General features: G+C 75.2%; 17 protein-coding genes. 13 read left to right on the top strand and 4 right to left on the bottom strand.

Going from position 1 to position 24575, the window contains the following annotated elements; translation table 11 throughout:
• Positions 1-52: 52 nt before the first annotated feature.
• The 11 genes from KKZ08_RS30580 to KKZ08_RS30530 all read left to right on the top strand — a co-directional run bounded on the left by KKZ08_RS30580 (position 53) and on the right by KKZ08_RS30530 (position 15279).
• Positions 53-445 carry a hypothetical protein gene (locus tag KKZ08_RS30580; RefSeq protein WP_223777498.1) on the top strand — a complete coding sequence of 131 codons (393 nt, stop codon included), beginning with the start codon at positions 53-55 and terminating at the stop codon, positions 443-445.
• Positions 390-1997 (top strand): hypothetical protein, encoded by a 1608-nt coding sequence (locus KKZ08_RS30575; protein ID WP_223777497.1) that lies wholly within the window; start codon positions 390-392, stop codon positions 1995-1997. Before KKZ08_RS30580 ends, KKZ08_RS30575 begins: the two co-directional genes overlap by 56 nt.
• Positions 1994-4618 carry a CHAT domain-containing protein gene (locus KKZ08_RS30570; protein WP_223777496.1) on the top strand — a complete coding sequence of 875 codons (2625 nt, stop codon included), beginning with the start codon at positions 1994-1996 and terminating at the stop codon, positions 4616-4618. Before KKZ08_RS30575 ends, KKZ08_RS30570 begins: the two co-directional genes overlap by 4 nt.
• Positions 4619-7799: 3181 nt before the next feature.
• Positions 7800-8162 carry a hypothetical protein gene (locus tag KKZ08_RS30565; protein WP_223777495.1) on the top strand — a complete coding sequence of 121 codons (363 nt, stop codon included), beginning with the start codon at positions 7800-7802 and terminating at the stop codon, positions 8160-8162.
• Positions 8155-8601, top strand: coding sequence for a nucleotide exchange factor GrpE (gene grpE / locus KKZ08_RS30560; protein WP_223777494.1), 447 nt, complete (start codon positions 8155-8157; stop codon positions 8599-8601). The genes KKZ08_RS30565 and grpE overlap by 8 nt, the downstream gene beginning before the upstream one ends.
• Positions 8598-10742, top strand: coding sequence for an Hsp70 family protein (locus KKZ08_RS30555; protein ID WP_223777493.1), 2145 nt, complete (start codon positions 8598-8600; stop codon positions 10740-10742). The genes grpE and KKZ08_RS30555 overlap by 4 nt, the downstream gene beginning before the upstream one ends.
• Complete coding sequence (locus KKZ08_RS30550) at positions 10739-12463, top strand: Hsp70 family protein (RefSeq protein WP_223777492.1); 1725 nt, start codon at positions 10739-10741, stop codon at positions 12461-12463. Before KKZ08_RS30555 ends, KKZ08_RS30550 begins: the two co-directional genes overlap by 4 nt.
• Positions 12460-12765, top strand: a complete 306-nt coding sequence (locus tag KKZ08_RS30545) for a hypothetical protein (RefSeq protein WP_223777491.1) — start codon at positions 12460-12462, stop codon at positions 12763-12765. Before KKZ08_RS30550 ends, KKZ08_RS30545 begins: the two co-directional genes overlap by 4 nt.
• 76 nt (positions 12766-12841) lie before the next feature.
• A complete protein-coding gene (locus KKZ08_RS30540) occupies positions 12842-14122 on the top strand; it encodes a hypothetical protein (protein WP_223777490.1) in 1281 nt (426 codons plus the stop codon).
• Complete coding sequence (locus tag KKZ08_RS30535) at positions 14119-14604, top strand: hypothetical protein (RefSeq protein ID WP_223777489.1); 486 nt, start codon at positions 14119-14121, stop codon at positions 14602-14604. Before KKZ08_RS30540 ends, KKZ08_RS30535 begins: the two co-directional genes overlap by 4 nt.
• A gap of 3 nt (positions 14605-14607) precedes the next feature.
• On the top strand, positions 14608-15279 hold the full coding sequence (locus tag KKZ08_RS30530) for a hypothetical protein (protein WP_223777488.1): 672 nt from the start codon (positions 14608-14610) through the stop codon (positions 15277-15279).
• 1464 nt (positions 15280-16743) lie between these two features.
• Here KKZ08_RS30530 and KKZ08_RS30525 read toward each other — a convergent pair.
• The 4 genes from KKZ08_RS30525 to KKZ08_RS30510 form a co-directional block, all read right to left on the bottom strand.
• The gene (locus KKZ08_RS30525) at positions 16744-18093 is read right to left on the bottom strand and encodes a serine/threonine-protein kinase (protein WP_223777487.1); all 1350 of its coding nucleotides are present in this window, start codon (positions 18091-18093) and stop codon (positions 16744-16746) included.
• 34 nt (positions 18094-18127) lie between these two features.
• Positions 18128-19039, bottom strand: coding sequence for a protein phosphatase 2C domain-containing protein (locus tag KKZ08_RS30520; RefSeq protein ID WP_223777486.1), 912 nt, complete (start codon positions 19037-19039; stop codon positions 18128-18130).
• Positions 19036-19695, bottom strand: coding sequence for a tellurium resistance protein (locus KKZ08_RS30515; protein ID WP_223779251.1), 660 nt, complete (start codon positions 19693-19695; stop codon positions 19036-19038). The genes KKZ08_RS30520 and KKZ08_RS30515 overlap by 4 nt, the downstream gene beginning before the upstream one ends.
• Before the next feature lie 118 nt (positions 19696-19813).
• Entirely contained in the window at positions 19814-22219 is a 2406-nt protein-coding gene (locus KKZ08_RS30510; protein ID WP_223777485.1) for a GTPase-associated protein 1-related protein, read from the bottom strand.
• 168 nt (positions 22220-22387) lie between these two features.
• Here KKZ08_RS30510 and KKZ08_RS30505 point away from each other — a divergent pair, with 168 nt between their 5' ends.
• Together KKZ08_RS30505 and KKZ08_RS30500 are read left to right on the top strand one after the other, a co-directional pair.
• Positions 22388-23179, top strand: a complete 792-nt coding sequence (locus KKZ08_RS30505) for an alpha/beta hydrolase (protein ID WP_223779250.1) — start codon at positions 22388-22390, stop codon at positions 23177-23179.
• Positions 23176-24528 (top strand): cytochrome P450, encoded by a 1353-nt coding sequence (locus KKZ08_RS30500; protein WP_223777484.1) that lies wholly within the window; start codon positions 23176-23178, stop codon positions 24526-24528. Before KKZ08_RS30505 ends, KKZ08_RS30500 begins: the two co-directional genes overlap by 4 nt.
• Positions 24529-24575 lie beyond the last annotated feature (47 nt).

The raw sequence follows: 24575 nt of genomic DNA, 5'->3' as shown, positions 1-24575 counted from the left end.
TGAGGCCGACGAAGAAGCCGCGCGGCGGATCGCGGCGCGTGCCCGTACCGGTGTGGGGCGTGTGCGGCTCGCCGCCGGGGACTTCGACGAGGCGGTGGCGGAGTTCGAGCGGGCGCGGCGGCTGCGGCCCACCGCCGCCGGGCCGCTGCACTGGCTGGGCTGCGCGGCCGCGCACCGCGGGGACCTCGCCGCCGCGCGGAGCCATCTCACCGCGGCCCTCGCCTGCGCCGTTCCGCACCGCCGCAGCCTGGTCCAACGTGCCTACGTCCACGCCCGCGCGGGCGATCAGGAGGCCGCCCTCGGTGACCTGCGCGCCGCGTCACGCATCGCCCGCTGGACGACGAGGCCCGCTGGGTCCTCGCGGCGCTGTCGGGCCGCCCGCGCGCGAGGTGGCGCTGCGGCTGCGCAAGGCCGCGGTCACGGAGCTGACGGGCGCCTGCCGTGAGCAGCGCGGCGGCGGCGCGGGCGGCGGCTCGGAGGCTCAGGAGGACGCCGGGTGGGTGCGGGCCGGGGCGTTGATCGACGCGGCTCGGCGGCTCGACGGCGAGCCGGGCCCCTGCGCCCCGCTGACCGCCGTCGCCCTCATCCGCGGCGGTCGGCGCGAGGCCGCCGTGGAGCTCCTCGGGGAGGCCGTCCGGCAAAATCCCGCCGACCACCGGGTCACCCACACCCTGGCACTCGCCCTGCTCAACTCACCACACAGGGACACGGGTTCGGCGTGGGAGCGGTGCGTCGCCGCGTGGGCCGCCCTGCTGTACGACGCGGGGTTCTGGGAGCGGGTCCGGGCGAGCGCCGCCCGGCGGTACGGCGTGGCCGTGGAGGCCTCGCTCGTCCCCGTCCTGCGGGCGGGCCTGCGCGAGGTGCTGGAGCGGCGCATGCCCGATGAAGGTGCCGGTACGCGCGTCGCTCCGGGGCCGCTGCTCCAGCGTGAGGCCGACGCCGCGAAGCTGCTCGCGGCCGTCGGCGGCTTTCCCTCGGCCGAAGGCGGCGGGGCGCCCCTGTACTGCGGGCCGCTGCGCATCGCGGAGCTGGGCACGTCGGCGGAGTTCGGGGCGTTCGCCGCAGCCCACGAGGCCCGCACGCTCCAGGCCACCGCCACTGCCACCGCCACCGACGCCGACGCCTCTGCCGCCACCGGCACCTCATCGGCGTACACCTCCCTCACGTACGCCTTCTCCGAACTCGGCTTCGCCCAGCTGCTGCTGGGCCTGGACAAGCCCGCCGACGCCCTCGCCGCGCTCTGTGAGCTGCGCTGCTCCGAGTGCCGGGCCCGTGGCGGCCCGGGGGCGGCGGCCGTGTGCGAACCGGAGTGTGCGCGCTTCGACGAGCTGAACCCCGGGTACGCCGGGCTCCCTGACAAGCACCGCAGGCTGTCGCTCGACGCGCGCGGCCTGGCCCTGGAGGCACGGCTCAGCATGGGCCGAACCGAACTGACGGGCGTACGGCCGGACTTCGCGGCGGCGGCCGCGTACTGGCGGCGCGCCCTGGTCCACAGCAGGGAGCTTGAGCGGTACCGCGAGACGCAGACCGCCATCGTCGACATGGCCCTCGGCGCGGCCCGCGCGGCACACCGCGAGGGGCGGCTCAGCCTCGCGGTGTCCACCCTGGAGGCGACGCGTTCGGTGATCGGCGCCAACGAACGCGGCCGACTTGAGGGCCAGTTGGCCCGCGTACTCGCGGACCGCGGCATCTCGGTGGCCAACGACGAGGAGGCGCTGCTCGACGAGCCCGCAGCCGATCTGCGCCGCTCGGTCGCGCTCAACCCGCACCTGCTGCGGGCGCAGGTCAGCCTCGGTGTCGTACTGCGCGGGCTCGCCGCCGCGCGCTGGAGCTCGGGCAGCCTGTCCGGCGCGCGGGACACCCTGCGCGAGGCCATCGACCAGCTCTCCGCGGCCCTCGTGCACTTCCCCGACGATCCCGACCTGGAGGAACAGCGGGAGGCCGCCGTCGCCGATCTCGACCACGTCATGTGGCAGCCCGACGAGAGCGAGCAGTGACGGCCGTGCTCGCCTACGAGGAACTGCGCATCCGGGTCCGCCGCGTCGGCGCCGCCCGCTATCTCGTGACGGCCAACGGCCCGGCGAGCGCCGCCGAGATCATCGCGGTCGGCGGGGAACCGGCGGCGTTCCGTGAGCAGTGGGACCGGCTGATCGCGGCGGAACTCGCGCTGGCGCCGATGGGTGAGCAGCACACCGTGCGGCAGCTGCGGGAGCTCGGCCGCGGGGTGTTCCGGCTGCTGTTCGACGGCGAGGGAAAGGCTCCGGACCCCGTGGCGGGCGGAGCGAGCGGGAGCGGCGCCGGGGCAGGTGAGGGGATCGGGCCCCGCGTCGGTGCCTGCGTCGACGCCGCGCTCGACCGCGCCCAGCGGATGCGGCCGCCGCGCGGGCTGCGCCTCCGCTTCGACCTGCCGCCCGAGCTGCGCGATCTGCCGCTGGAGGCGCTGTGCGCGCCGCCCGGCAGCCCGCAGCAGTCACTCGCCCTCAACCACGGCTACTCGCTGGCACGTTCACTGCCGGGCGGGCCGCTGGGGCAGCGGCTGCCCGATCCCGCGGACGAGCCGAGCCTGATCCGGCTCCTGGTGGCGTGCGCCTCGCCCGCCGGTCTGACACGGCTGCGGGCCGCGACGGAGGTGGCGGCCCTCCGCCACGACCTGCCCGAAGTGGCCGTGCAGACCACGGTGGTGGAGCGGGCCACGCGCACCGGCCTGGAGTCGGCGCTCGCCGAGCACCCCGAACTCCCTACGGCCGTCGTACTGATCGCGCACGGGACGTACGACCACGAGCTCGGCAAGGGCGTGGTGGCCCTGGAGACCCAGAGCGGCGGCGTCGACCGGGTGCCCGCGGATCTGCTCAGCGGGATCCTCCTGAAGGCGCAGCGGCTGCGGCTCGTCGCCCTCAACCTCTGCTTCGGGGCGGACAGTTCGCACCTCGAACCGTTCTCCGGGCTCGCGCAGGCGCTGATCGGCGGCGGTGTGCCCGCGGTGGTGGCGATGCGGGGGCTGGTCAGTGACGCGTCGGCGGGGGCCTTCAGCCCCGAACTCCTGAAGGGCATCGCGGCGAACAGGACCGTCGACGAGTCCATGGCCGCCGCGCGGCTGCACATCTCCCACCAGCCGGACCACACGGCGGTGGAGTGGGCGACGCCCACGCTGTTCCTGCACGAGGAGTGCCGGCAGGGCTGGCTGTTCAAGGCGCGCGAGGTGCGGGACGACGAGTTCGGCCCCGGGGCGGTGGCGGACCCGCTGCGCGAGGGCGCGGACGCGCTGCGGACGTTCCAGAGCCCCGTCGGCCACGTCGGCTCGGCAGTGCTGATCGGCGCGGCGCGCTTCCAGCGGGACCTCGGGCACTGGTCGCAGGTGCTGCGGATTCTGCGGACGCCGACCCGGAGTTACGCCGATGAGCAGCGGCGGATGCGCGCCGAGGCCGCCTTCGAGCTGGCCTGGCCCGAGATGGAGAAGCTGTGCGAGCTGCTCGCCGGGGAGCGGGACGCGGCGGGCGCGGCGGCGCAACTCGCGGTGCTGGCGGGTAAGTTGCCGGGCCCTGTCCCGGACTGTCTCACGGCGGAGGTGGCCGGGCTGGAGCGGCTGACCGCGCTCGTCAGGCAGGCGCGGGCCGCGGAGGCGTCGGCGGACTGGGCCACCGCGATCGGCCGCTACGAGGAAGTCCTCGCCGCGCGGCCCGCCGGGTTGCGGGACGTGCCGGAGCGGCTGGCGGCCGCCCGGAACGAGCTTCACGTGGCCCGGACCTGCGAGGCGGCGGAGCGGGCGCGGGGGGCGGGTGACTGGGCCGCGGCCGCCCGCGCCTACGGAACCGTCCTCGCGCTGCGTCCGGGGCACGTGACGGCCACGGCGTGGGTTTCGTACGCGGAGGGGCGCGCCGCCGAGTCGACCGAGGACTGGCGGGCGGCCGAGTCCGCGTACGAGGCGTGCGGGGCCTGGAGGACGCGGCGGGCGGGCGGCCTACGCGCGCGGCCGGGCGGCGGCGCGGGACGGGGACTGGGCCGCCGCGCGGAGGCGTTCGCGCGGGCCGGGTCCGAGCAGGGCGCGTGGTGCGCGTACGCGGCGGGCGGGCGGCGGAGGCGGGCGGTGCGTGGGACGCGGCGGTGGAGTCCTACACGGCGGCGGACGGCTTCCTCGACAGCGGGGTGCGGCTCCTTTACGCGCGCGGGCGCGGCGCGGCGGCCGCCGGTCACGTCGTCGAGGCGCTCACCGCTCTGTCGGCGGCGGCCGCGCGTGGCTGGGACACGGAGCCGTGGCTCGGGGAGCTGCGGCGCCGCGTGTACGAGGCGGCGCTGTGCGCGACGGAGTCCGCCGACTGGCCCGCGGCGCTCGCCCATCTGTCGCCCTTGCCGCCCGGCCACCGCGCCGCGGGGGCGCTCCTGCGGTACGTGCGGGGGCGCTTGGCGGTGGGCGCGGGTGACTGGGCGACGGCGGCGGAGGCGTTCGGGGAGGCCGCCGAGGGGTTCGGGGCGGCCGGTCCGGAACCGGTCGACGCGCCCCGGGACCGCCTGCCCCGCGACGCGCTCGACCTCCGCACGTACGCCCGGGGCCGCCTCTGCCAGGAGCAGGGCCGCTGGAACGAGGCGCTCACGCACTTCGAGGGGTTGCCCTCGGACTTGACGGACGTACCGGCCCGGGTGCTGTACTCCCGCGGGCGGGCCGCCGACGAGCGGGGCGAGTGGACGGGCGTCATCGACGGTTTCGGCCGGCTGCCCGACACCTACGCGGATGGCGAGGTGGGCGTCCGCCGCCTCTACGCACGCGCGCGCGTCGCCGCCGACCTGCGCGCCGACTGGTCGGCGGTCCTCAGCCTGCTCACCGGCGTCCCGGACACGGCCCGAGAGGGAGCCGTGGCCGCCCTGCGCCGCAAGGCGGAGGGCCGCCGGGCGGAGGAGGCGGGGGACTGGACGATGGCCTGCGAGATCTACGCCCGCGCTTTCCCGGCCGACAGGCCGGGCCTGCCGGCCGCGGGGCGGGAACCGGCGTCGGGTGGCTTCCCGGGCGTGGTGGGCCCGGGCGCGGTGAGGGACCCAGCCCCCGAGAAGGACCACAGCGGGGACACCACGCCCGGCACCGGCCCCGGCGGGGGCCCGGACGAAGCCGTCCACCTCTACCGCTACGCCCTCGCCCGCACCCACGAACTCGCCGGCCGCTGGCAGGACGCACTGGCGCTCCATGAAGCGATGGACGAGCGGTGGGCCGACGTCGGGGCGCGGCGGCGTTACGTGCGGGCCCGGATCGACGAGGGCACCGCCGAAGGACGTGACGCGTGGCGGCGGGTTGTCGCGGCGTATGAGGAGTTGGAGCGGGCGGAAGCCCAGGGGGTCGACGCCGGCACCCGGGGGCGGTACGCGCGCGTGCGGCTCGCCGAGGCCGAAGGGGACTGGGCCCGCGTCGTCGCCGAGGCCGACACGCTCGGCGCGCACCGGGACGCGTCCGCCGTCGCCGCCTACGCGCGCGGCCGCCTCGCCGACGCGCACCAGGAGTGGCAGCGGGCCGCCGACGCCTTCCGGCAGTGCCCGGGGTACCGGGACGCCGACGCGCATCTGGCCTACGTTCAGGGGCGGCTGGCGGAGTCCGGCGGCAAGTGGAGCGCCGCCGTCGCCTCGTACGAGCGGGCCCGCGGCGCACTCGACCGCGCCGACGTGCGGTGCCGCAGGCTGCGGCGGCTCGTGGGGCTGCTTCCGTGGGCGGACGGGCTCACCGGCGCGCCCCTGGTCGCCGACCCCTTCGCCGTACGGGACCAGGCCTTTCCGTATCTGGCGCTGCGCGACGCGGGCGTCGACCCCGGCGCCTCCATGGACGTGGTGAAGAACGCCTCGTACGCGCTGCTGGAGCGCGGGTCCATGTCCTGGCACGAGCGCGTCGCCCTGGAGGGGCTGCGGCTGCCGGGCCGGCGGCTGCGGCTCGACGCCCTGCTCTACCGCTGGCACTCCCCCGAAGCCCTGCGCGACGCCCTCGCCGAGCTCTCCCCGGACGAGGGGCCCGGCCTGCTGGACGCCCTGTGCGAACGCTTCCCCCGCGACGCCCCGCTGCTGCTGCTCCTCGCGCGGGACCGCGAGGCCGCCGCGGCCGAGTGGGAGCGGCGCCTGAAGGAGGCGCCCGGTGACATGGCCGTGGTGCACGGCCTGGCCGCGGCCCGGTTCTGGCAGGCGCAGGAGCTGGAGCAGACCGGGGCGTGGGAGCACGCGGTGAGCGCCTGGGAGGCGGCGCTCGCGTACTGGGCGACGCTGCTGAGCGACGACGAGTACTGGGACGGCTGGCGCGCCGAACGCGCCGCCTGCTACGAACGGGACCTCACCCCCGAGGACATGGCGTCGCTGCGGTGGGAGCTGAGCCAGCACCTCTTCGGCCAGCTGTCGGCCTACGAGCAGCGGCACACCGAACAGGACCGGCCCCAACAGGCCGCCTCCTACCAGGCGTTGGCGGGGCTCCTGGAATCGGAGCTGGGCGGCGCCCGCGTACTGAAGGACGTGGGCGGCCTGCCGTCCGTGCCGGGTGCGGGCGCCACGCTGGCCTGCGGCCCGCGCTATCTGCGGCTGCTGGGCCTCCAGGCGCCCCTCGGTGATCTCGTCGCGGATCTCGACGCGGCCGCGCAGCAGGGCAAGGACCCCGGTGAGTACGCGGTGCGCGAGCTGCGGTGGGCCTTCTCGGAGCTGGCGCGGAGCTTCGCCCTGTCGGAGGTGCGCAAGTTCGGGCACGCCCTGCGCGCCCTGCCCGCGCTGCGCACCCTGAGCACCCTGCCCGAGGACTGCACGGGCCCCTCTGCCGCCGGGCACGCCGACGGCTGCGCGCACTGCCAGGACTTCCTGCGGCGCAACCCCGCCTACGTGCGGCTGCCGCGCCGCCACGCCCGCCTGCTCCAGGACGGCGTCGAACTGGCCGTGCACGTCCGGCTCGCGCTGGCGAAGGCCGCCCTGACCCGCGGCGGCGGCGGGCTCGACGAGGCCCTCGACCACTGGCGGGAGCTGGTGCGGGTCTCCGGCGACGCGGGGATGCAGGCCCGCTCGAAGAAGGCCGTGATCCGCACGGTCCTCGGCCGGGTGGAGGCGCTCACCGGGGAGGACGGCGTCCAGCTCGGCCCCTGCCTGGACGAGGCCGTCACGCTCGTGGAGTCGGCCACGGCCGTACTGCACCCCCTCGACCGCGAACTGCTCGGCCAACTGCACGCGAGACTCTCGGCGTTGCTGTCCATGCGGGGCGTCTGGCGAGGCTACACCCGCACCAAGCACGGCATGCGCTCCGACGTGTACGGCGCGGAGGCCGACCTGCGCCGCGCGCTCGCCCTCAACCCGGAGTCGAGCCACGCCCGCGACAACCTCGCGCGGGCCCTCGTGTTCACCCTGGACGAGCGGACGTACGAGGTGCCCGAACGCCTGGAGCTGCTCCACGAGGCGCTGGGCCTCCTGGACGTCGGCCTCGGGCAGGCCCTGACGCACCGCTACCGCGAGACGCTCGGCGAGGCCCTCGACGAGATGGAGAAGCTGCTCACCCGGCACCTCGGCGTCGGAGGCATGGGCGATCTGATCCGCAGCGACGGCCAGGAGACCCCGCCGGACGACAACGATCTGCCGTCCTGGGCGGCGGAGTTGACCGACAAGGCGGAGCGGGCGCTGCACCGCGGAGAGATCCTGTGGGCGCTGCACCATCTGATCCGCGCCACCCGCGCGGAGCCCACCGACAGCCGGATCAGGCGGGCCCTTCTCGACGCGGTGCACCGCTGGCTCGCCGAGCTGAGACCCGGACGGACGAGAAGCACGACCCCCCGGGCGACCCCGAACGAAGCAGGAGGCAGTGTCGCGTGATCAAGGACCCCGACGCGAGCTGGGAGGGCCCCTTTCCCTACGACGCGCTCGCCCCGGCCGGTGTGACCCCCTGGACGACGCACGCCGAGATGCGGGACGTCTCCTTCGAGCTCCTCGCCCGGCACCTGATGACGCCGGTCACCCAGCAGGCCTGGGACGAGCTGCGCGGCGTACGCCGCAGGCTCCTCGTCGACCTGCTCCTCTACGACGTGGATGTGACCGAGGAACTGCCGGTGGCCGCCGCGGAGTTGGACCGGCAACTGGCCGCCGAGAGCGCGTCCCCGCCCGACGCGCCGCCCGGCCCGCTGCCGGAGGCGACCACGCGTCTCCTGGCCGACCTGATCCGCTTCGATGTCTGATCCGACGGCACGGCTCGCCTATGAGCACGCCCGCGCCCTGGCCGCCCGCGACGCGGCCCACCGGGCGCTCACCGAACGGATGTTGCTGCGTTTCGCCGACGTCCTCGACTCCTTCGACCGGCTCCTCGCGGACGGCGCGGCGAGCGACGTGGAGACGTACCGCAGGAGCCTCGCGCTGATCGCCGGGCAGTTGGAGGCGGCGCTGACCGAGGAGGGGATGGAAGGGGTCGGGCGGGTCGGGGAGCGGGCGGAGCCGGCGACGCACCACGTGGCCGAGGTGCGGCCCGCGCCGCCCGGCGCCGGTGACGACGAGGTCCTTGAGATTCTTCGGCGCGGGTATCGATACCGGGGGCACGTGCTGCGCGCCGCCCGGGTGGTCGTCGCCGTGGACGGCGACACGGTGAAACATGGCACGCAGCAAGGGACGGAGCGGGAATGAAGGCCATCGGCATCGACCTCGGCACCACCAACAGTGCGGTGGCCGCCCACGATCCGCACCGCGCGGACATCGCGGTGCTCACCAACAGCAAGGGCGAGCGGCTCACCCCGTCGGTCGTCGGCATCGCGCACCGTGACGGCAAGGACCAGCCGCTGGTCGGCGAGGACGCGCTGAACTGGGCGATCAGGCAGCCCAAGGAGACCATCGCCTCCGTGAAGCGCCTGATGGGGCGGGACTTCGCCGACGCCTCCGTGGCGCAGGCACGCGACCGGATGAGTTACGAGATCGTCGCGGGCCCCGAGACGGATCCCCGGGCACATGTGATGCTCGGCGGCCGGGCCCGCACTCCCGCCGAGATCTCCAGCGTGATCCTGGACAAGCTGGTCAGAGACGCCTCGCGCACCCTCGGCGAGCCGGTGACGCACGCCGTGATCACCGTGCCCGCCTACTTCCGTGACGCGCAGCGCGCCGCCACGCGCGAGGCCGCCGAGAAGGCGGGCCTGGTGGTGAAGAAGATCGTGGACGAGCCGACGGCCGCCGCGGTCGCCTTCGGCCTGCACAAGCCGGGCGGGGCGCGCAGCCGGGTCCTCGTCTATGACCTCGGTGGCGGCACGTTCGACATCTCGGTCCTGAACGCGGTCAAGGACCAGGAGGGCCGCAGCCAGTTCCAGGTGCTGCGCTCGGCCGGTGACATCTGGCTGGGCGGGGACGACTTCGACCTCGCGATCGTGGAGCACATCATCGCGTGGATGCGCGAGCGGCACCATGTGGACCCGGCCGGCGACAAGGCGTTCCTCTTCCACGCGAAGAAGGCCGCCGAGCGCGCCAAGCGGGAGCTGAACGACATGGAGGAGACGTACATCGTGGTCCCGGCCGCGTACCGGGGCGCGGACGGTGTCATCGACGTCGAGATGAAGCTGACGCGCGCTCAGTTCAGCGCGATGATCGCGCCGCTGGTGAGCCGGACCATGGCGCTCGTACAGGAGACCCTCGGACGGTACGAACTGTCGACGGACGACATCTCGGACGTGCTCCTGGTGGGCGGCGGCACGCTCACCCGGCCCGTGTACGAGGCGGTCGAGGCGTTCTTCGGGGCGGACAAGGTCCGCAGGAACATCAACCCCATGGAGTGCGTCGCCTTCGGCGCGGGTGTCCTCGCCGAGACGCTGCGCGGCGTGGAGTGCTCGGACCCGGGGTGCGCGAAGGTCAACGAGTACGGGGCGAGCGCCTGCGCGGCGTGCGGCCGCAGCCTCGCCGACGGACGGTCCAAGGGCGACACGGGCCTGTACGAGTCGACGCCCATGGCGATGGGCATCGCGGCGATCAAGGGCAGCCAGCGCGACGTGTTCGTCGAGATCATCGAGGCGGGGTCGCCGTACCCGCTCTCCGAGCCGCGCCAGCGCACGTTCCACGCGACGGACAGCCGCCGCATCCGGGTGCCGGTATACGAGGGCGACAGCAAGGTGGCGAGCGAGAACCACGAGCAGGGCGTGGTGGAGTTCGAGCTGCCGCAGGAGATCGAGGTCAACCGCCAGGTGGACGTCTCCTTCAACTACTCGGCGGACCGCATCATCACGGTGAAGATCAGCGTGCGCGGCACCGACATGGTCCTGGAGGCCACGCCCAACCGGGAGAAGCCGCGCACCCCGCCGCCCGAGCCGGTGGAGGAGCTGGTGGACAGCGCGGTCCTGCGCGAGCAGCTGGCCTTCGCCGAGCGGGAGGCCGACCACTTCCTGAAGCGGTACGGGCCCTACATCGAGCCGGTGCAGGCGATGAAGGTGCGCCGCGACATCGAGCAGGCGCAGCGGGCGGTCGCGATGGGCGACAGCGGCGAGTACAAGCGCCTCACCGAGCTGCTGCTCGACGACATGTACCGCCAGTGCGGTCTGGCGAGCCAGTTCCGCCAGGCCGAGCTGGCCTCTGAAGGCGCGCCGCCGGAGACGGTCCGGCAGATCAACGAGGCGGTCGAGTACGTCAAGCAGGCCCACCGGCAGGGCAATCGCGTGCAGACCGCCCAGCAGGCGCGCAACCTCGTGAACCTGGTGGCGGTCGCCCAGTCGGAGCGCGCCGTGCCGAGGCTCCCCGACAAGCCGGACTACGAGGGCATCCTGCGGTTCGCGGAAGAGACGGCGGGCGGATGACGCGGGAGCGGCAGGAGGACGGCGACGATCGCCCCGCCCCGGGGGCGGCACCGTCGGCACCGGCATCGGTGCCCGTCAGTCTCGGCATCGACTTCGGCGCCACGGGGCTGCGGGCGCTCTTCGCGCTGCCGGACCGGCCGGGGCGACGCCTGGACGCCGGCGCCGAGGACGGTCCGTGGCTCCTGTGCGAGCCCGCCGAGACGGGCGAGCTGCCGGTGACCTTTCCCAGCCTCAAGAGCCGGCTGGGCAGCGGGCGCCCGGTGCGGGCGGGCGGCACGGCGGTCGAGGCGGACGAGATCGTGGTGCGTCTGCTGCGGTCCCTGCGGGAGCGGGTGGAGGCGGCGGCGCCGGGGCGGGTGGCGCAGACCGTGATCAGCGTGCCCGCGCGGTTCGGCTCGGCGCAGCGGGCGGCGCTGCGGGACGCGGCGCGTGCGGCGGGGCTCGATCCGGCGCGCCTCGTCAGCGACTCCATGGCCGCAGTGATCGGCCACATGACGGAGCGGGACAGCGGTACGTGCCTGGTCTACGGCATGGGCTACGAGGGGTTCGAGCTCGGCCTGATCCGCAGCGTGCGCGGCCACTTCCGCTCGCTGGGGTACGAGGGAGGGGCGACGTCGGGAGGCCGCGCGTTCGACGCGGAGCTGCTGTCGTCGGCGGTCCGGCTGCTGCGCAGGCAGCGCGGTCCGGGCTCGGTCAAGGGGCTCGACGCGGCCATGTGGCAGGGGCTTCGCGCGCGCGGGCAGGAGGCGCGGGAGGCGCTCGGGTCGCCGGGCGGCCCGGGGGCGGCGGTCCTCGACCTGGAGTTCGGCGCGGGGCCGCCGCTGTGGGTGCGGATCGCGCGGCCCGACCTGGACGCGTACCTGGACCGGCATGTGCGGCGCACGCTCGACCGGGCACGGGCCCTGCTCGACCAGGCCGGGATGCGGCCGCAGGACATCGACACGGTGCTGCTGGTGGGCGGCAACACGCGTATGGAGCAGGTGCGTTCGCGGGTCGAGGGGCTTGGCGGGCGGAGCGTCGTCGCGCCGCCCGAGCTGCTGGCGCTCGGCGCGCTGAAGCACGCGGTGCGGCTCGCGGGCGGCGCGGCGTCCTCGGGCCCCTCGGCCCTGGAGGAGGGCCCGCTGGAACCGGCCGCCCCCTCCCAGGACACCCTCTCGGACGCGCCACCGCTCACCGCGACGCTGGTGGGCGCCGAAGGGGTACGGGAGCCCGGTGACGTGCGGGATGGGGGTGCCGTACGAGATGCGGGCCCCGCGCCGGATGCGGGCGCCGCCGCGCGTGGTGACGGGAGTGGCCGGGCCGGGCGTGCGGCGCGTGACCCCGCGAGGCCGTGGCGCCGCCCGAAGCGCGCGCCGAGCAGGAGACCCCGGTGGCGGCCGCGACGTGGAGCAGGCGCGGCTGCTCGTCCGCCGGGGCGCCGGGAGGAGGCCGCCGCGCTGCTCCGCGAGATCATCACCGAGGCGCGGGAACTGCTCGACGTCCTGGACCGCCCGGACCGGCAGGGTAAGCCCGCGCCCCGCCCGCCCCCACGGAGCCGCCGGGGTCGGCCGCCCCGGAGCCCGCGCCCGCCCCGGTCCTCGACTACACCTCGCGGCGCCAACTGGCGCGCGCGCAGGCGCTGTTGTCCCTCGGCCGGTACGACCACGCGGTGCAGGCCGCGCACATCGCCTGGCAGGACGCGGCGACCAGACCGGCCGGCGCCGACATGCTGGACGCGATGATCGACGTGCACTGCGCGGCCGCGATGGCCGACATGTCCCCCGAGCACTTCGCCGACGCCGAGCGGTGGCTCAACTGCGCGTACAACCACGATCCGACGAATGTGCGGGTGCGCGGCCTGCTCGCCGAGCGCACCTACCGGCACGCCGTGGAGCTGGACCGGCGCGGTGAGCGGGATGAGGCCATTGAGGCCCTGGGGAAGTGCCTCACGTGGGATCCTGAACACGCCGACGCCGAGGCGCTGTTGCGGCGACTGAACCGTGACGGCAGGAACCGGCGAGGCAGGGGTGACGTCCTCGGATAGAGCCGCCCCGCGGCCACCCCGCAAGCCACCTCGCAGCCACCCGCACAAGCCACCCTCAAGCCAGGGAGGAACCCGCTTGACGCCCGCACAACTGCTCGACAAAGCCTTGATCATCAAGGAGTTGCGGCGGCTTGCGGCCCTGCCGGCCCTGGAGCCGCGCGGCGCCGAACTGACCGCCCTGCACCGGGACCTGGGCTCGATGACCCGGCTCGACAGCTGGGCGGAGCTCGACCTCGTACAGACATACGTACGACCGGAGAGTGTGCGGACACCGCCCGAACAGACCTCGGGGCGCCGCGACCGCCTCCTGGAGGCGGCCCTCGGGATCCTCGTCTTCGTCCCGCTCCTGATCACCTGGTTCGGCCTGCGGGAGGCCGTGCGGGCGTACGGCGAGCTGGCCGAGGAGGACCGCAAGCAGGCGACGCGCCCCTTCCTCCAGCTGTGGCAGTCGGGCTTCGGCGGGCACCTGTCGTCGTTCGGCCGGTTCGAGAACGTGGCCCTGATGGCCGTCGTGCTCATCGCCCTGCTCGTGGGCCTGTCGGTGTGGCACGCGCGCGTGCGGGCCCACGCGGAGCACGACGACGCGGCGCGGGAGGCCGAGAAGGAGCGGCTGCTCGCCGAGCTGGCGTCGGTGCTCACCCGTACGCAGATGCTGCTCGCGCCGCACCGCAGCGCCTCCCCGCAGCAGTTCACGACCGAGCTGACGAAGGCCGCCAAGGAGATGGGCGACCTGGCGGCGAAGGCCGAGCGGAGCCACAAGGCGCTCAGCGGCGCGACGGCGTCCGTGGGGCAGGCCACGGACGCGCTGAAGAACGCGGCCCTGTCCCTCACCAAGGAAGTGCCGAAGCTCGGCGCCGTCGCGGACCGCATCGACACCGCCCTGCGCGACGGTACGGCGGCGACCGCCAAGGCGGGCCGGGCCAACGCGCTCGCGGCCCGCGGGATCGCCGACCACGTCAAGGCGGCGGGCGACACGGTCGAGGCCTCCCTGAAGGCCCTGGTCGCCGCCCAGCAGTCACTCGTCGCGAAGTCGGAGTCGGTGGCGAAGGCGACGGAAGCGGCCTCGCAGGCCCTGGTGTCGAGCACCGGCCGCACGGGCGACGCGGTGGACGGCATGCGCGAGGCCACGGAGCGGTGGGACGCGGCGGCCGCCCACTGGCAGGACGCGGCGGCCCGCCTCGACGCCCGCATGGACACGCTCGCCGGAGCGCTGCCCGCGCTCGCGCTCACCCCGGCCCCGGTCGCAGCCCAGGCCCACGCAATTCCGTACGCCGGGAACGGCCGCCCCAACGGCACGCCCGCCGAGGGCGCTCCCGTCTCCCCGCCGCCCGCCCCCCGGGACGGAGGCTCCGCGTGACCCGAGCGCGGCCGGGGCGCGGGCGGGGCAAGCGGCTCGGCGTGGTCGCCCTCGCGGGGTGGCTCTTCGCCGACCTGCTGCTCGTCCTCGCGCTGGTGTCGATGGCCGACCGCCCGGACCCGTGGATGGGCAACCGCCCCGAACCCTCACCGTCCAAGGACCCCTCCCCCACCCCGACGGGGCCCCGCTCCGTGGACCGCCACCCCGAGGAGTTCAAGGTGTCGGGCAGGGACAAGGGCGACCTCGTCTCGCAGATCGCGAAGGGCACCCGCAAGTGGTCGGGCCGCACGGCGGCGCTCGTGCTGACCTTCGGCGGCGGCCCGAACGGCACGGTCTACGCCCACCGCGTCAACGGCCTGCTCGGCAAGGGCCGGCCGGACATGTTCACCGAGAAGACGGCGACGGACGACTTCCACAACCTCGGCAAGCGGCCGGAGACCGCCGTGGTCCGGGTGTACTTCTACACGGCGCCGGGCGGCTGAGCCATGGCCGTCCTGCGCCCCGGCGAACACCCGAAGGCGAGCGGCGCCCGCCCGCCCCTGCACACCCTGCCGCGCACGCCCGGGATGCGGGGATACCTCGCGCTGCGCGAGGCCCTGCGCGAGGCGGGCTTCCGGCACGCGGCCGACGCCCTGCGGGCCCCGGCGGCCGCGCCCGCGACGGACGCCCTCTTCGGCAGGCTCCCGCGGGCCGACCCGGACGACGGCTTCCGGGTCCTGGACGGCCTGTGGTTCCCCGGCCGCGGCGGCATCTGGCAGCGCGTCGACCCGCGTTACGTCCACGAGGCGGGCGCACGGTGGCGGGCCTCGCCGGAGCCGCGCGGCCCCCGGGCCGCGGCGCTGACGGACGTCCTGGCGACGGTCCTCGCGCAGGACGCGATGGGCCTGCGCCGCATCGTCCTGTGGGAGGTGTGCTGCCTCCTCACCGAAGGCGGCTCCCGAGGTGGCGCGGCCCCGGGGCCGCCGAGGCCGCGGCGCTCGGCGTGCACCGCAGCGAGGCGGCGCAGCTCGCCGCCGCGGTGGCCGCGGGTTTCCCGGTCGGGGCCCGCCCGGCACGCCGCCGAGCCTCGCCGACGTCTGGCCGGGGGTCCGGCTGCGCGAGGCGGAGCGGACCGTGGCGCGGCTGCCGCGCGGCTCGGTCTACCCGGACGGGCCTGAGGACCACCGGCTGGCCGCGCTCGTCGGCTCCGTGCGCGCGCGGGCCGCGGAAGTGGACCGGTTCACCGCCGAGGCCGCGGAGTCGGAGGCCACCGGCGCACTGCGCGCGTCCGCCCGCTCCTGGCTCGACGCGCTCCGCCTGGCCAGGGACGACGCCGACGCCCAGACGGGTCTGCTGCGGGTGGCGGCGCTCCTCGCCGACGACGCCTTCGCCCCGGCGGAGGCCGAGGTGGGCGCCGTGGCCGACGACCGGGACGTACGGCTCTCCTGGCGCCCGCCCCCGCGCCGGGCCGACGGTGTCACGTACCGCGTCCTGCGCTTCCCCGACGGCGCCCCGCACCTGGCGGTCGAGACGGCGGCGGTCGAGAGCGGCCCGGCCTCCGTCGACACCGGCGCGCCGGTGGGCCGCCCGCTGCGGTACGCCGTCTTCCCGCTGCGCCGCGAACGGCTCGCCGGGGTGCCGCGGGTCACCCGCCCGGTGCTGCTCACCCCCGTCGTGACGGAGCTGCGGGCCGCCGTGGTGCCGGGCGGCGTACGACTACGGTGGCGGCCCGACCCGGCGGCGGCCGAGGTGCGGGTGACGCGTTCGGGCGCCGCCGACGACGCCCCGGGCTGGGGCGGGCAGTCGCTGGTGCGGGTGGACTGCGAGCACGACGGGCTGCTCGACGCGCCCCTCGCCCCGGGCGCGTACACGTACGAGGTCCGCTGCGGCTACCGCGATCCGAACGGCGACCTCGTGTGGTCCCGTGGCGTCACGGTCGGCGCGCGCGCCGAGCGGTGGCCCTCGCCGGTGGAGGAGCTGATGGTGCGGCGGCACGCGGACGGCGGGCGGGTGACCATCGCCTGGCGGCCGCCCGCGGTCGGTGACGGGCTGCTGCTGCCCTGGACGGCGGGCCCGGTGCCGCCGGGCACGGACGTGTCGGACCTCGTGGGGGCGGCGGACCGCATCCCCGTGGCCTCGGTCGGCGCGGAGTCGTGCGTGGAGCTGGTCCCGCCGCCCGAGCGGCGCGTCCGCGTGACGGCGGTGAGCGTGCTGGGTGAGCGGGCCGTGTCCGGGCCGAGCGTCGTCATCGAACACCCGGCGCCGATCGAGGAGTTGGCGGTGCGGCGGCTGAGCGCCGACCGGGCCGAGCTGCGCTTCGAGTGGCCCGAGCCGGCGGTCCTGGTGCGCGTGGCGTGGAGCGACGGGACGCGGGGCGGGGAGCGCCGGGTGCCGCGCAGCGCGCTGCTCGCCGGGCGGGTGGAGATCCCCGTGTCCGCCGAGGAGTGCGCGCTCACCGCGGTGCCGCTGCCGCGCCCCGACGCCGTGGCCATCGACACGGCACCGGCCCGCGCGGTGCTGCCGCGGCGCCCCGCCCCACCCCGCCACCTGTGCTGCCGCCCGCGCCGCCTTGGTGGCGGGGGTGGTGGGGGCGTTGGCTGCGCGGGCGGCCGTGAGGCGGCGGGGGCGCGGGGCACCCGGGGTCACTCCTTGACCACGGCCTCCGTGCCGCTGCCGAACTCGATGAGCAGCCCCGACCGCAGAGCGATCGTCTTGCCCGGCTCCACGTCCCGTACGGTCCCGTCCTCCTTGCGGGCCGTCCACACGGACTTCGTACGGTTGGTGAGGCCGAACCGGCCGCGCTGCCGCGGGTGTTCGGTGACCTCGCCGACCACGGCGGAGAAGTCGTGCCGGTCGGGGTCGTCCCGCAGGTGGTGGGCGTAGACGCGGGCGCTCGGGGCGAGCCTGATGCCGCGGCGGCTGCGCAGCGTACCGGTGCCGGTGACCAGTTCGAGGCGGGGCGGCAGGGTGAGCGTGGTGCGGCACTTCCAGCAGGCGGGGGGCGCGCCGTCCGGCTGCGTGAGGTTCTGCTTGCCGCAGACGCCGCACTGCGTGATGGCGTCGAGGACCTGGCTGAGCGCGTCGCGCCACACCGTCTCGCGCACCCGCACCGCCGGGTTGCGCAGTCCCTTCGTGAACGTGTCGATGAACAGGTCGCGCAGGATCTTCGGCAGCGCGGCCCACGTCGCCTCGACGGTCGGCTGCTCGCCGGGCACGGGGCGGTTGCGGGTGTCGGACGGGTCGTAGACGAAGACGGGGTCGGTGCCGTACAGCCGGCGCTTGGCCGCCTCGTCCATGCAGCGGATGTTCAGCGCGAGGGCGCCGTTGAACGGGTGGTCGTTCATCAGGAGCAGGAAGAGCAGCACGGCCAGGGAGTGCAGGTCGCTCTGGGTGCCGGGCTGTTTGCCCTTCTCGCCGCGGACCAGCTCGGGCGCCATGAAGTCCATCGTGCCCGCGACGCCGGCCTCGGCGCCCTCCACGACGGCGTTGTCGTTGTCGCAGATCAGGACGTCGCCGGTGCGCGGGTCGAAGAAGATGTTGCCCCAGTTGATGTCGCGGTAGGCGATGCCCCGGGAGTGCAGCGCGCGGTAGGCCTCGACGGTGTGCAGCGCCACGGTGACCAGGGTGCGCATGGTCGCCGCGGACACCGAGGGGTCGCGGCGGAAGAGCGCGGGCAGGTCGCAGAAGCGTGCGGGCCGTACGTCCATGAGGTAACCGAAGCCGGGCAGCTTGCCCTCGGGGTCCATGACCATGGAGCGGGGCCACAGGAAGCGGGGGTCGTCCCACCCCTTGGCGATGAGCCCTTCGAGGATCTCCCGCTGGCGGGCGTCGGCCAGCTGGGGGTAGTACCACTTCACCGCCTGGTCACCGGTGGGTGTCGTGACGCGGTAGACCTCGCCCTGGCCGCCGGAGCCGAAGAGCTCGGCGACCTTCAGCTTCTCCCCCGACTCGGCCACCAGGGTCTTTCCGGCGGCGAGCATGCCGTTCACCATGCTGTTCCTCTCTGCCCGCGAGGCCTGCGCGGCCTCACGTCTCGTCGCTGCGCTGCGGGGGCGCCGCGATGGCGCCCATGAGGGTCGTGTCGTCCCCGGAGTACGTGGCGGCCCGCGCCAGCCAGTCCGGGAGCTGGGTCTGGACCGCCGCCGCGCCGTGCCGGGCGGCGCGGTCGCTGACGCCGGTGGCGAAGTCCAGGAACCCCTGGTGGTCGGCGAAGCTCTTGGAGAGCCCGTCGGTGGAGAGCAGCACGCACGGCGGGACGCCGCCCGTGAACGGCTGCCAGTGCGAGCGCATCTTGCGCCAGGGCTCGGGCTCGCAGAGCGAGTCGGTCTCGTCGCCCATGTCGGGGCCGGTGAAGAGCGGGGTGTGCGGGGCGCCCGCGTCGTCGACGAGCACGATGTCCCCGTCGCCCAGCTGCCAGCAGAACACCATGCCCTCGGTGAGGACCGCGCCGATGAGGGTGCTTCCGTAGGCGGCGAGGTCCGGTGGTTCCTTGCGGTCGCGCTCCGTGGCCCCGCGCCCGGCCGGCAGCGAACGGGCGCCGTGCGCGGGCGAGTTGCGGTCGTACAGCAGGGCACGCTCGTGCCAGCGGTGGCCGACCTGCTGGGGCAGGCGGCGCGCCTCCTCGCGCAGCGCGGTCCAGCCGGCGGCGTCACCGCCGACGCGGACCACCTCGCGTGCGAAGGCCCGCGCGCACGCGGTGAACTCCTCGACGGCCCAGAGCGCCCCGAGGTCGCTGCGGAAATGGGCGGCGCTGCCGTGCCCGTCGGCGACCGCGAGGACGACCGCGCGGCCCCCGGCGACGGCCAGGGCGACGCCGCGGTCCTGGCTGTACTTCTTCGCCACTCCCTTGACCGCGCCGCTGAGCAGCGCCCAGGGCGCGGCCGGCGTCTGGGCGCCGGACACCGGATCCGGTCCGGTCGCCGTCTGCGGTCCGGTCACCAGATGTCGTCTTCGCCCTTGGTCATCGACGGTACGTCGAGCGGCGTCGCGGGCTTCGCGCCGTCGTCGACCTTCGGGGTGGACGCGTCCTTGACGACCGCGGTGGACATCCAGCGGATGGCGGCGGCGAGCTGGCGGGGGTTCTTCGCCTGGAGCGGCTCCAGTTCGGGGTTGCCGAGGAACTCCTTGAGCATGCTCTTGTCCGCGTCGTCGCCGATGGCCACGGCGACGCGCACGGCCCGCTTGCCCCACGGGGTGGCGTCGATGGCGCGCAGCCCGGCGCGCCAGTCGTCGGTGGGCTGGCCGTCGGAGGCCAGGGCGAGCACGGGCGGCAGGGCGCGCTGCGGCATGGGCGGGGTCTGGAGCGCGCCCGCCGCCAGTTTGAACGCGGCGCCCATGTCGGTGCCGCCGTAGATGTGCACGTCCTCCCAGGAGAACCGGTCGACGGGGGTGGGTTCGCTGACGTGCCAGCTCGCCCCGCTGGCGAAGGTGATGGCCCGTACGAGGAGCGAGGCGGCGGGGTTGGACTGGGCGGCCTGCTGCATTTCGGGGATGGCCTCGCGGATGGCGAAGTTCAGCTCGCCGATCTTGCCGTTCACGCCCATGGAGCCCGAGCAGTCGAGCATCCAGATGAAGTGCACGGGGCGGCTGGCCATGCTGCCGCCGGGGAAGTTGTCGACGACGACGGTCTCGCTGGTGTCGCTCACGCTGGTCCTTTCCTGTGGAGCGTGAAGGGTGATGTGTGCGTGGCCCCGGCCGCCCTTGCCGGACGGGTCACGCGTACCGCTGCTTGATCTGGTGGCGCCATGCCGTCCATTCCTGTACGTCCTGGTTCTCGCGCTGGAGGACGGTGGCCACGCGGCCGAGGTGGTGCTCGTCCACGTGTACGAGGACGGGGGCGAGGACCTCGTCGAGCAGTTCCGCGGCGGTCCTGCGCCAGTCCTCGCTGACGCCGTGCCGCCGCCGGGGCCGCCAGACATGGAAGTATGCGGCCAACTCGGCTGCTCGGTGCGGCAGTTCGCGCAGGAGGCGGTCCCTGGTGCGCTCATCGAGGAAGTACGCGCGGTAGGTCCCGAGCAGTTCGGGTCCGGCGGTGAACAGCAGCCGCAGTCCGTGCTCGCACACGTCGAGGGGGTTCGCCCCGGCGAGGGCGCGGCCCACCCGCTCGCCGATGCCCTGCCGCAGGATCGGGCTCTTCGGCGAGACCTTGCGGAACAGCTCCTCGAGGCGCTCGAGCGAGGACCGGGTGACGCCGAGGCGGCCGTCGGCCAGGTCCTGGGCGGTCACGAGCAGGTCGGCGGTGTGGCGGTCGGTGGCGCCGAGCAGGCCGTCGTCGCGCATGTCGCGGGCGAAGCCGACCAGTTCGGGGTCGCAGCGGTCCGGGTCGCCGAGCCAGCCGATGATGCGGCGGCCGAGGTCCGCCTCGACGATCAGGCGGGGCGTGCAGGTGCGGGCGATCCAGGGCTGCTCGGCGCGGTCCGGCGGGGTGTTGCCCCACACGATGTGCCACAGCAGCCGCAGCGTCGTGACATCCGTGACCCGCTGTCCGGGCAGGAGTTCGGTGAGCCGCCGGAAGAGTTCGGCTCCGCGCAGGTGGTCCGGCGGCCCGGTCCAGCGGGCGGCGGCCTCGGCGAGGCGGACGGTGAGCGGGGCCTCGTCGATGTGCCGCCGCAGCCAGTCGCCCTGCGGGGAACGGGCCAGTTCTCGCAGGCGGTCGAGCTTGCGGTCGGTGAAGTCCACGATGAGCAGGCGCAGCACCCGGTGGGTGAAGGGGAGGTGGTCGACCTCTTCGAGGACCCGCACGGCGTGCGCGCAGTCGCGCCGGTCGGGGCGGAGCAGGCTGCTCGCGAGCCGGTCCATGGCCTCGGCGAGTCCGGGGCCGCCGTCGGCGCCCACGGCGAGGGCGAGCCGCAGCGGCTCCGCCCAGGTGGGGACGGGGCCGCGCAGACTGCGGCGCAGGGCGTCGTCGGCACGGTCGCCGTACTCCTCGCGCAGCTGCCGCCAGGCCTCCTGGCCGAGCGGCAGCCCTTCGAAGAGGGTCAGGTCGGGCAGGGCGTCGTGGGCGCGGGGGGCGTCGAGATGGTGCTTGACCAGGGCGAGTGCCAGCGACCGGGCGGCGAGGGTTTGTTCGCCCTCCAGGCCTCGGCAGAGGCGTTCGAGCGCGTCCAGGGTGCGGGCGTCGGCCTCGCCCCGCACCACGGACCGGGTGAGGGCGTCGAAGACCTTGCGCAGGCGGTCACCGCCGAGTCCCGCGAGACCGGTGCCCGAGAGGGCACCCGCCGCGCCCTCGCCACCGGCCCCGGCCTCGGTCCCTTTTCCGGTCCCGGTACCCGTCCCGATCCCGCCGGAGATGAGCGGGAGCAGCGCGAAGGCGTCACCGGCGCGTACCGCAGCGCCGGGCGCGGGGCGCGGCGGGTTCCCGGAGATCCACCGCTCGGCGGCCAGCTCGGCCCAGGCGTCGAACTCGGCGGGCGGGCTCTGGGGGCCGCCGGTGCCGTCGTGCACGCGGTACAGGTACGTGACCGTCGCCTCGTCGGCGCGGTCGAACCCGGCGGCCGGGCCGATCCCGATGATCTGCTGCGGGGCGCCGTGCGGGTCGGTGGTCCCGGTGGTGAACGTCAGCGCGGGGACGTAGGCCTCGGGCAGCGAGGCGCAGGCGAGGGCGACCCAGTGGGCCACGGTCTCGGGGTCCTCCTCGATCAGGACGATCTGGCGGCCCGCGGGGTCGTCGAAGAGGCGGCGCACGTCGGTGAGGAAGGGCGCGACGCGGTCCGCGTGCGCCCGGGCGAAGTCCACGAGGCGAGCGCGGTCGAAATGCGCCTCGGGCACGGGAAGTTCGGACTCGACGAACCCCGCGGCGAGCGTCTCCGCGGCGCCCGGGTCCCAGGCGGCGGAGCGCCAGGTGTCGATCGGCCAGACGGGCCCGGGCCCCGGGGTGTCGGCGCCGAGGTGCAGCGCCTCCACGCGCCGGCCGGGCAGCGCCGCGCACAGGAGGCGGCCGCCGTCCGGAAGCAGGCTGTAGCTCAGCCCGGAGCCCGCTCCGATGATCCGCTCGACGGCGGCGCCGAACTCCCGTATCTCTCCCTGTTGCTGGTGTTCCCCCGGCTCGGCGGGGATCGGACGGACGGCTCCGGTGTCCGGCTCCTGAACGAGCCGGTAGCTGAGGCGGCGGATGGCCATGCCACATTCTGACCAACCGCGGCACCGCGCCGCAGGCCGTCCGGCAAGTTCACCCCCGGTGCGCCCGGCACGGCCGCGCGCCCTTGCGCGGTGGTGGAGTTGCGGTCACGGTGGTCGCGGGCCGGCGCCGACCGGCGTCGACCGGACGTGCCGGCGATCGGAGTCGATGTGGCCTCCTTCCTGCTCCCCCACACCCTGCTCGGCGAAGGGCCGCACAAGGTGATCGCGGTCCATGGCTGGTTCGCCGACCGGTCGGCGTACGAACCGGTCCTCGCGGATCTCGACACGGAGTCGTTCCAGTACGCGGTGGTGGACCTGCGCGGCTACGGCGAGGCCAAGGACGCGGTCGGCGCGTACGCGACGGCGGAGGGCGCGGCCGATGTCCTCGACCTCGCCGACCGGCTCGGCTGGGAGTGGTTCTCCCTGGTCGGCCACTCGATGGGCGGCAGCGTCGCCCAGCGCGTCGTGGCCGCCGCCCCGCACCGGGTGCGCCGTCTCGTGGGGGTTTCGCCCGTGCCCGCCTCGGGGCTGCCGCTGCCGCCCGAGCAGAAGGAGTTGTTCGCCTCCGCCGCGCACACGCCCGAGAACCGGCGCGCGATCATCGACTTCACCACGGGTGGTGTGCGCCCCCGCGCCTGGTTGGACCGCATGGTGGACCGCTCGCTCGCGGTCAGTGACGCCAAGGCGTTCCGCGCCTGGCTGGACTCCTGGGCGGGCGAGGACTTCCACGCCGAGGTCGAGGGGTCCCCCGTGCCCGCGCTCGCCGTCACCGGCGCGCTCGACCCGGCGCTCTCGGCGGACCTGATGCGGAGTACGTGGCTGCGCGCGTACCCGCGAGGGGAGCTTGCGGAGCTGCCCGGCGCGGGGCACTACGCGATGGACGAGGTGCCCCTCGAACTGATCCGCACGGTGGAGGACTTCCTGCGCGCCGACACCGGCCGGGAAGGCTCCGGGGCATGACTGCGCGCGGTGCGACGACGCCGCCCGTACCCGACGTCTTCGACCCCCGTCTGTACGCGGCGGGGGTCCCCCACGAGCGCTACCGCGTACTGCGCGACCACCACCCGGTGGCCTGGCAGGAGGAGCCCGGCGTACTGGGCTGGCCCGCGGGTCCGGGGTTCTGGGCGGTCACCCGGCACGCCGACGTCGTCCGGGTCCTCAAGGACGCGGCCACCTTCTCCTCGTATCTGGGCGCGACCCAGATCCGTGATCCCGACCCCGGCGACCTGCCGTTCCTTCGCCGCATGATGCTCAATCAGGACCCGCCCGCGCACGGCCGGTTGCGCAAGCTCGTCAGCCGGGCGTTCACGCCGAAGCGGGTCGCGCGCTTCGAGGAACGGGCGCGCGGGCGGGCGCGCGCCCTGCTGGCCGCGGGTCTGGAGGAGGCACGCGCGGGGGACGGCACCTTCGACGTCGTCACCGCCGTCACCGACGACTACGCCTTGCTCAACCTCGCCGATCTGCTCGGCGTCCCGCCGGCCGACCGCGGCCTCCTGCTGCACTGGACGCGGCGCGTCATCGGCTACCAGGACCCGGATGAGGCGGCCGAGACGGCTGGGGCAGCCGAGACAGGCGGGGCGGCCGAAGCGGCCCCGACGAGCTACCGCCCCAGCGGCGCTCCCGCCACCCACGTCACCCCCGCCACCCCCGCAACCCCCGTCGACCCACGCTCGCCCGCGATGCTGCGCGACATGTTCGACTACGCGCGGGCGCTGGCCGCGTACAAGCGCGACCACCCCGCCGACGACATCCTGACGACGCTCGCCACGGACGCCGGACTCGCCACCGCCGAGCTGGAGATGTTCTTCTTCCTGCTCACCGTCGCGGGCAACGACACCGTGCGCTCCGCGGCGCCGGGCGGGCTGCTCGCGCTCGCCGAGCACCCGGGCGCGTACGAACAACTGCGCCACGGCACGGTCGGCACCGCCACGGCCGTGGACGAACTGCTGCGCGTACACCCGCCGGTGCTCAGTTTCCGGCGCACCGCGGCCCGCGACACGGAGCTGGCGGGGGTGCGGTTGGCGGCCGGGGACAAGGTCGTCGTCTTCCATGCCGCCGCCCACCACGACGAGCGCGTCTTCGCCGACCCGCACCGCCTCGACCTGGCCCGTTCACCCAACCCCCATGTGGCGTTCGGCGAGGGCCCGCACGTCTGCCTGGGCGCGCACTTCGCCCGGCTCCAACTGCGGGTGTTCCACGAGGAAGTGACCCGCGCCCTGCCCGCGCTGCGGCTCGCGGCGCCGCCCCGGCGGTTGGTCTCGCACTTCATCAACGGCCTGAAATCGCTGCGGCTGGAGGACCCCGCGTAAGGTGCAAGATCCATTCGGATGCGCCGGGACGCGCACCCGGCACGCGG

The sequence above is a fragment of the Streptomyces sp. 135 genome (assembly GCF_020026305.1).
GTDB lineage: Bacteria > Actinomycetota > Actinomycetes > Streptomycetales > Streptomycetaceae > Streptomyces.
This window is presented reverse-complemented; position numbering and strand designations above follow the sequence as displayed.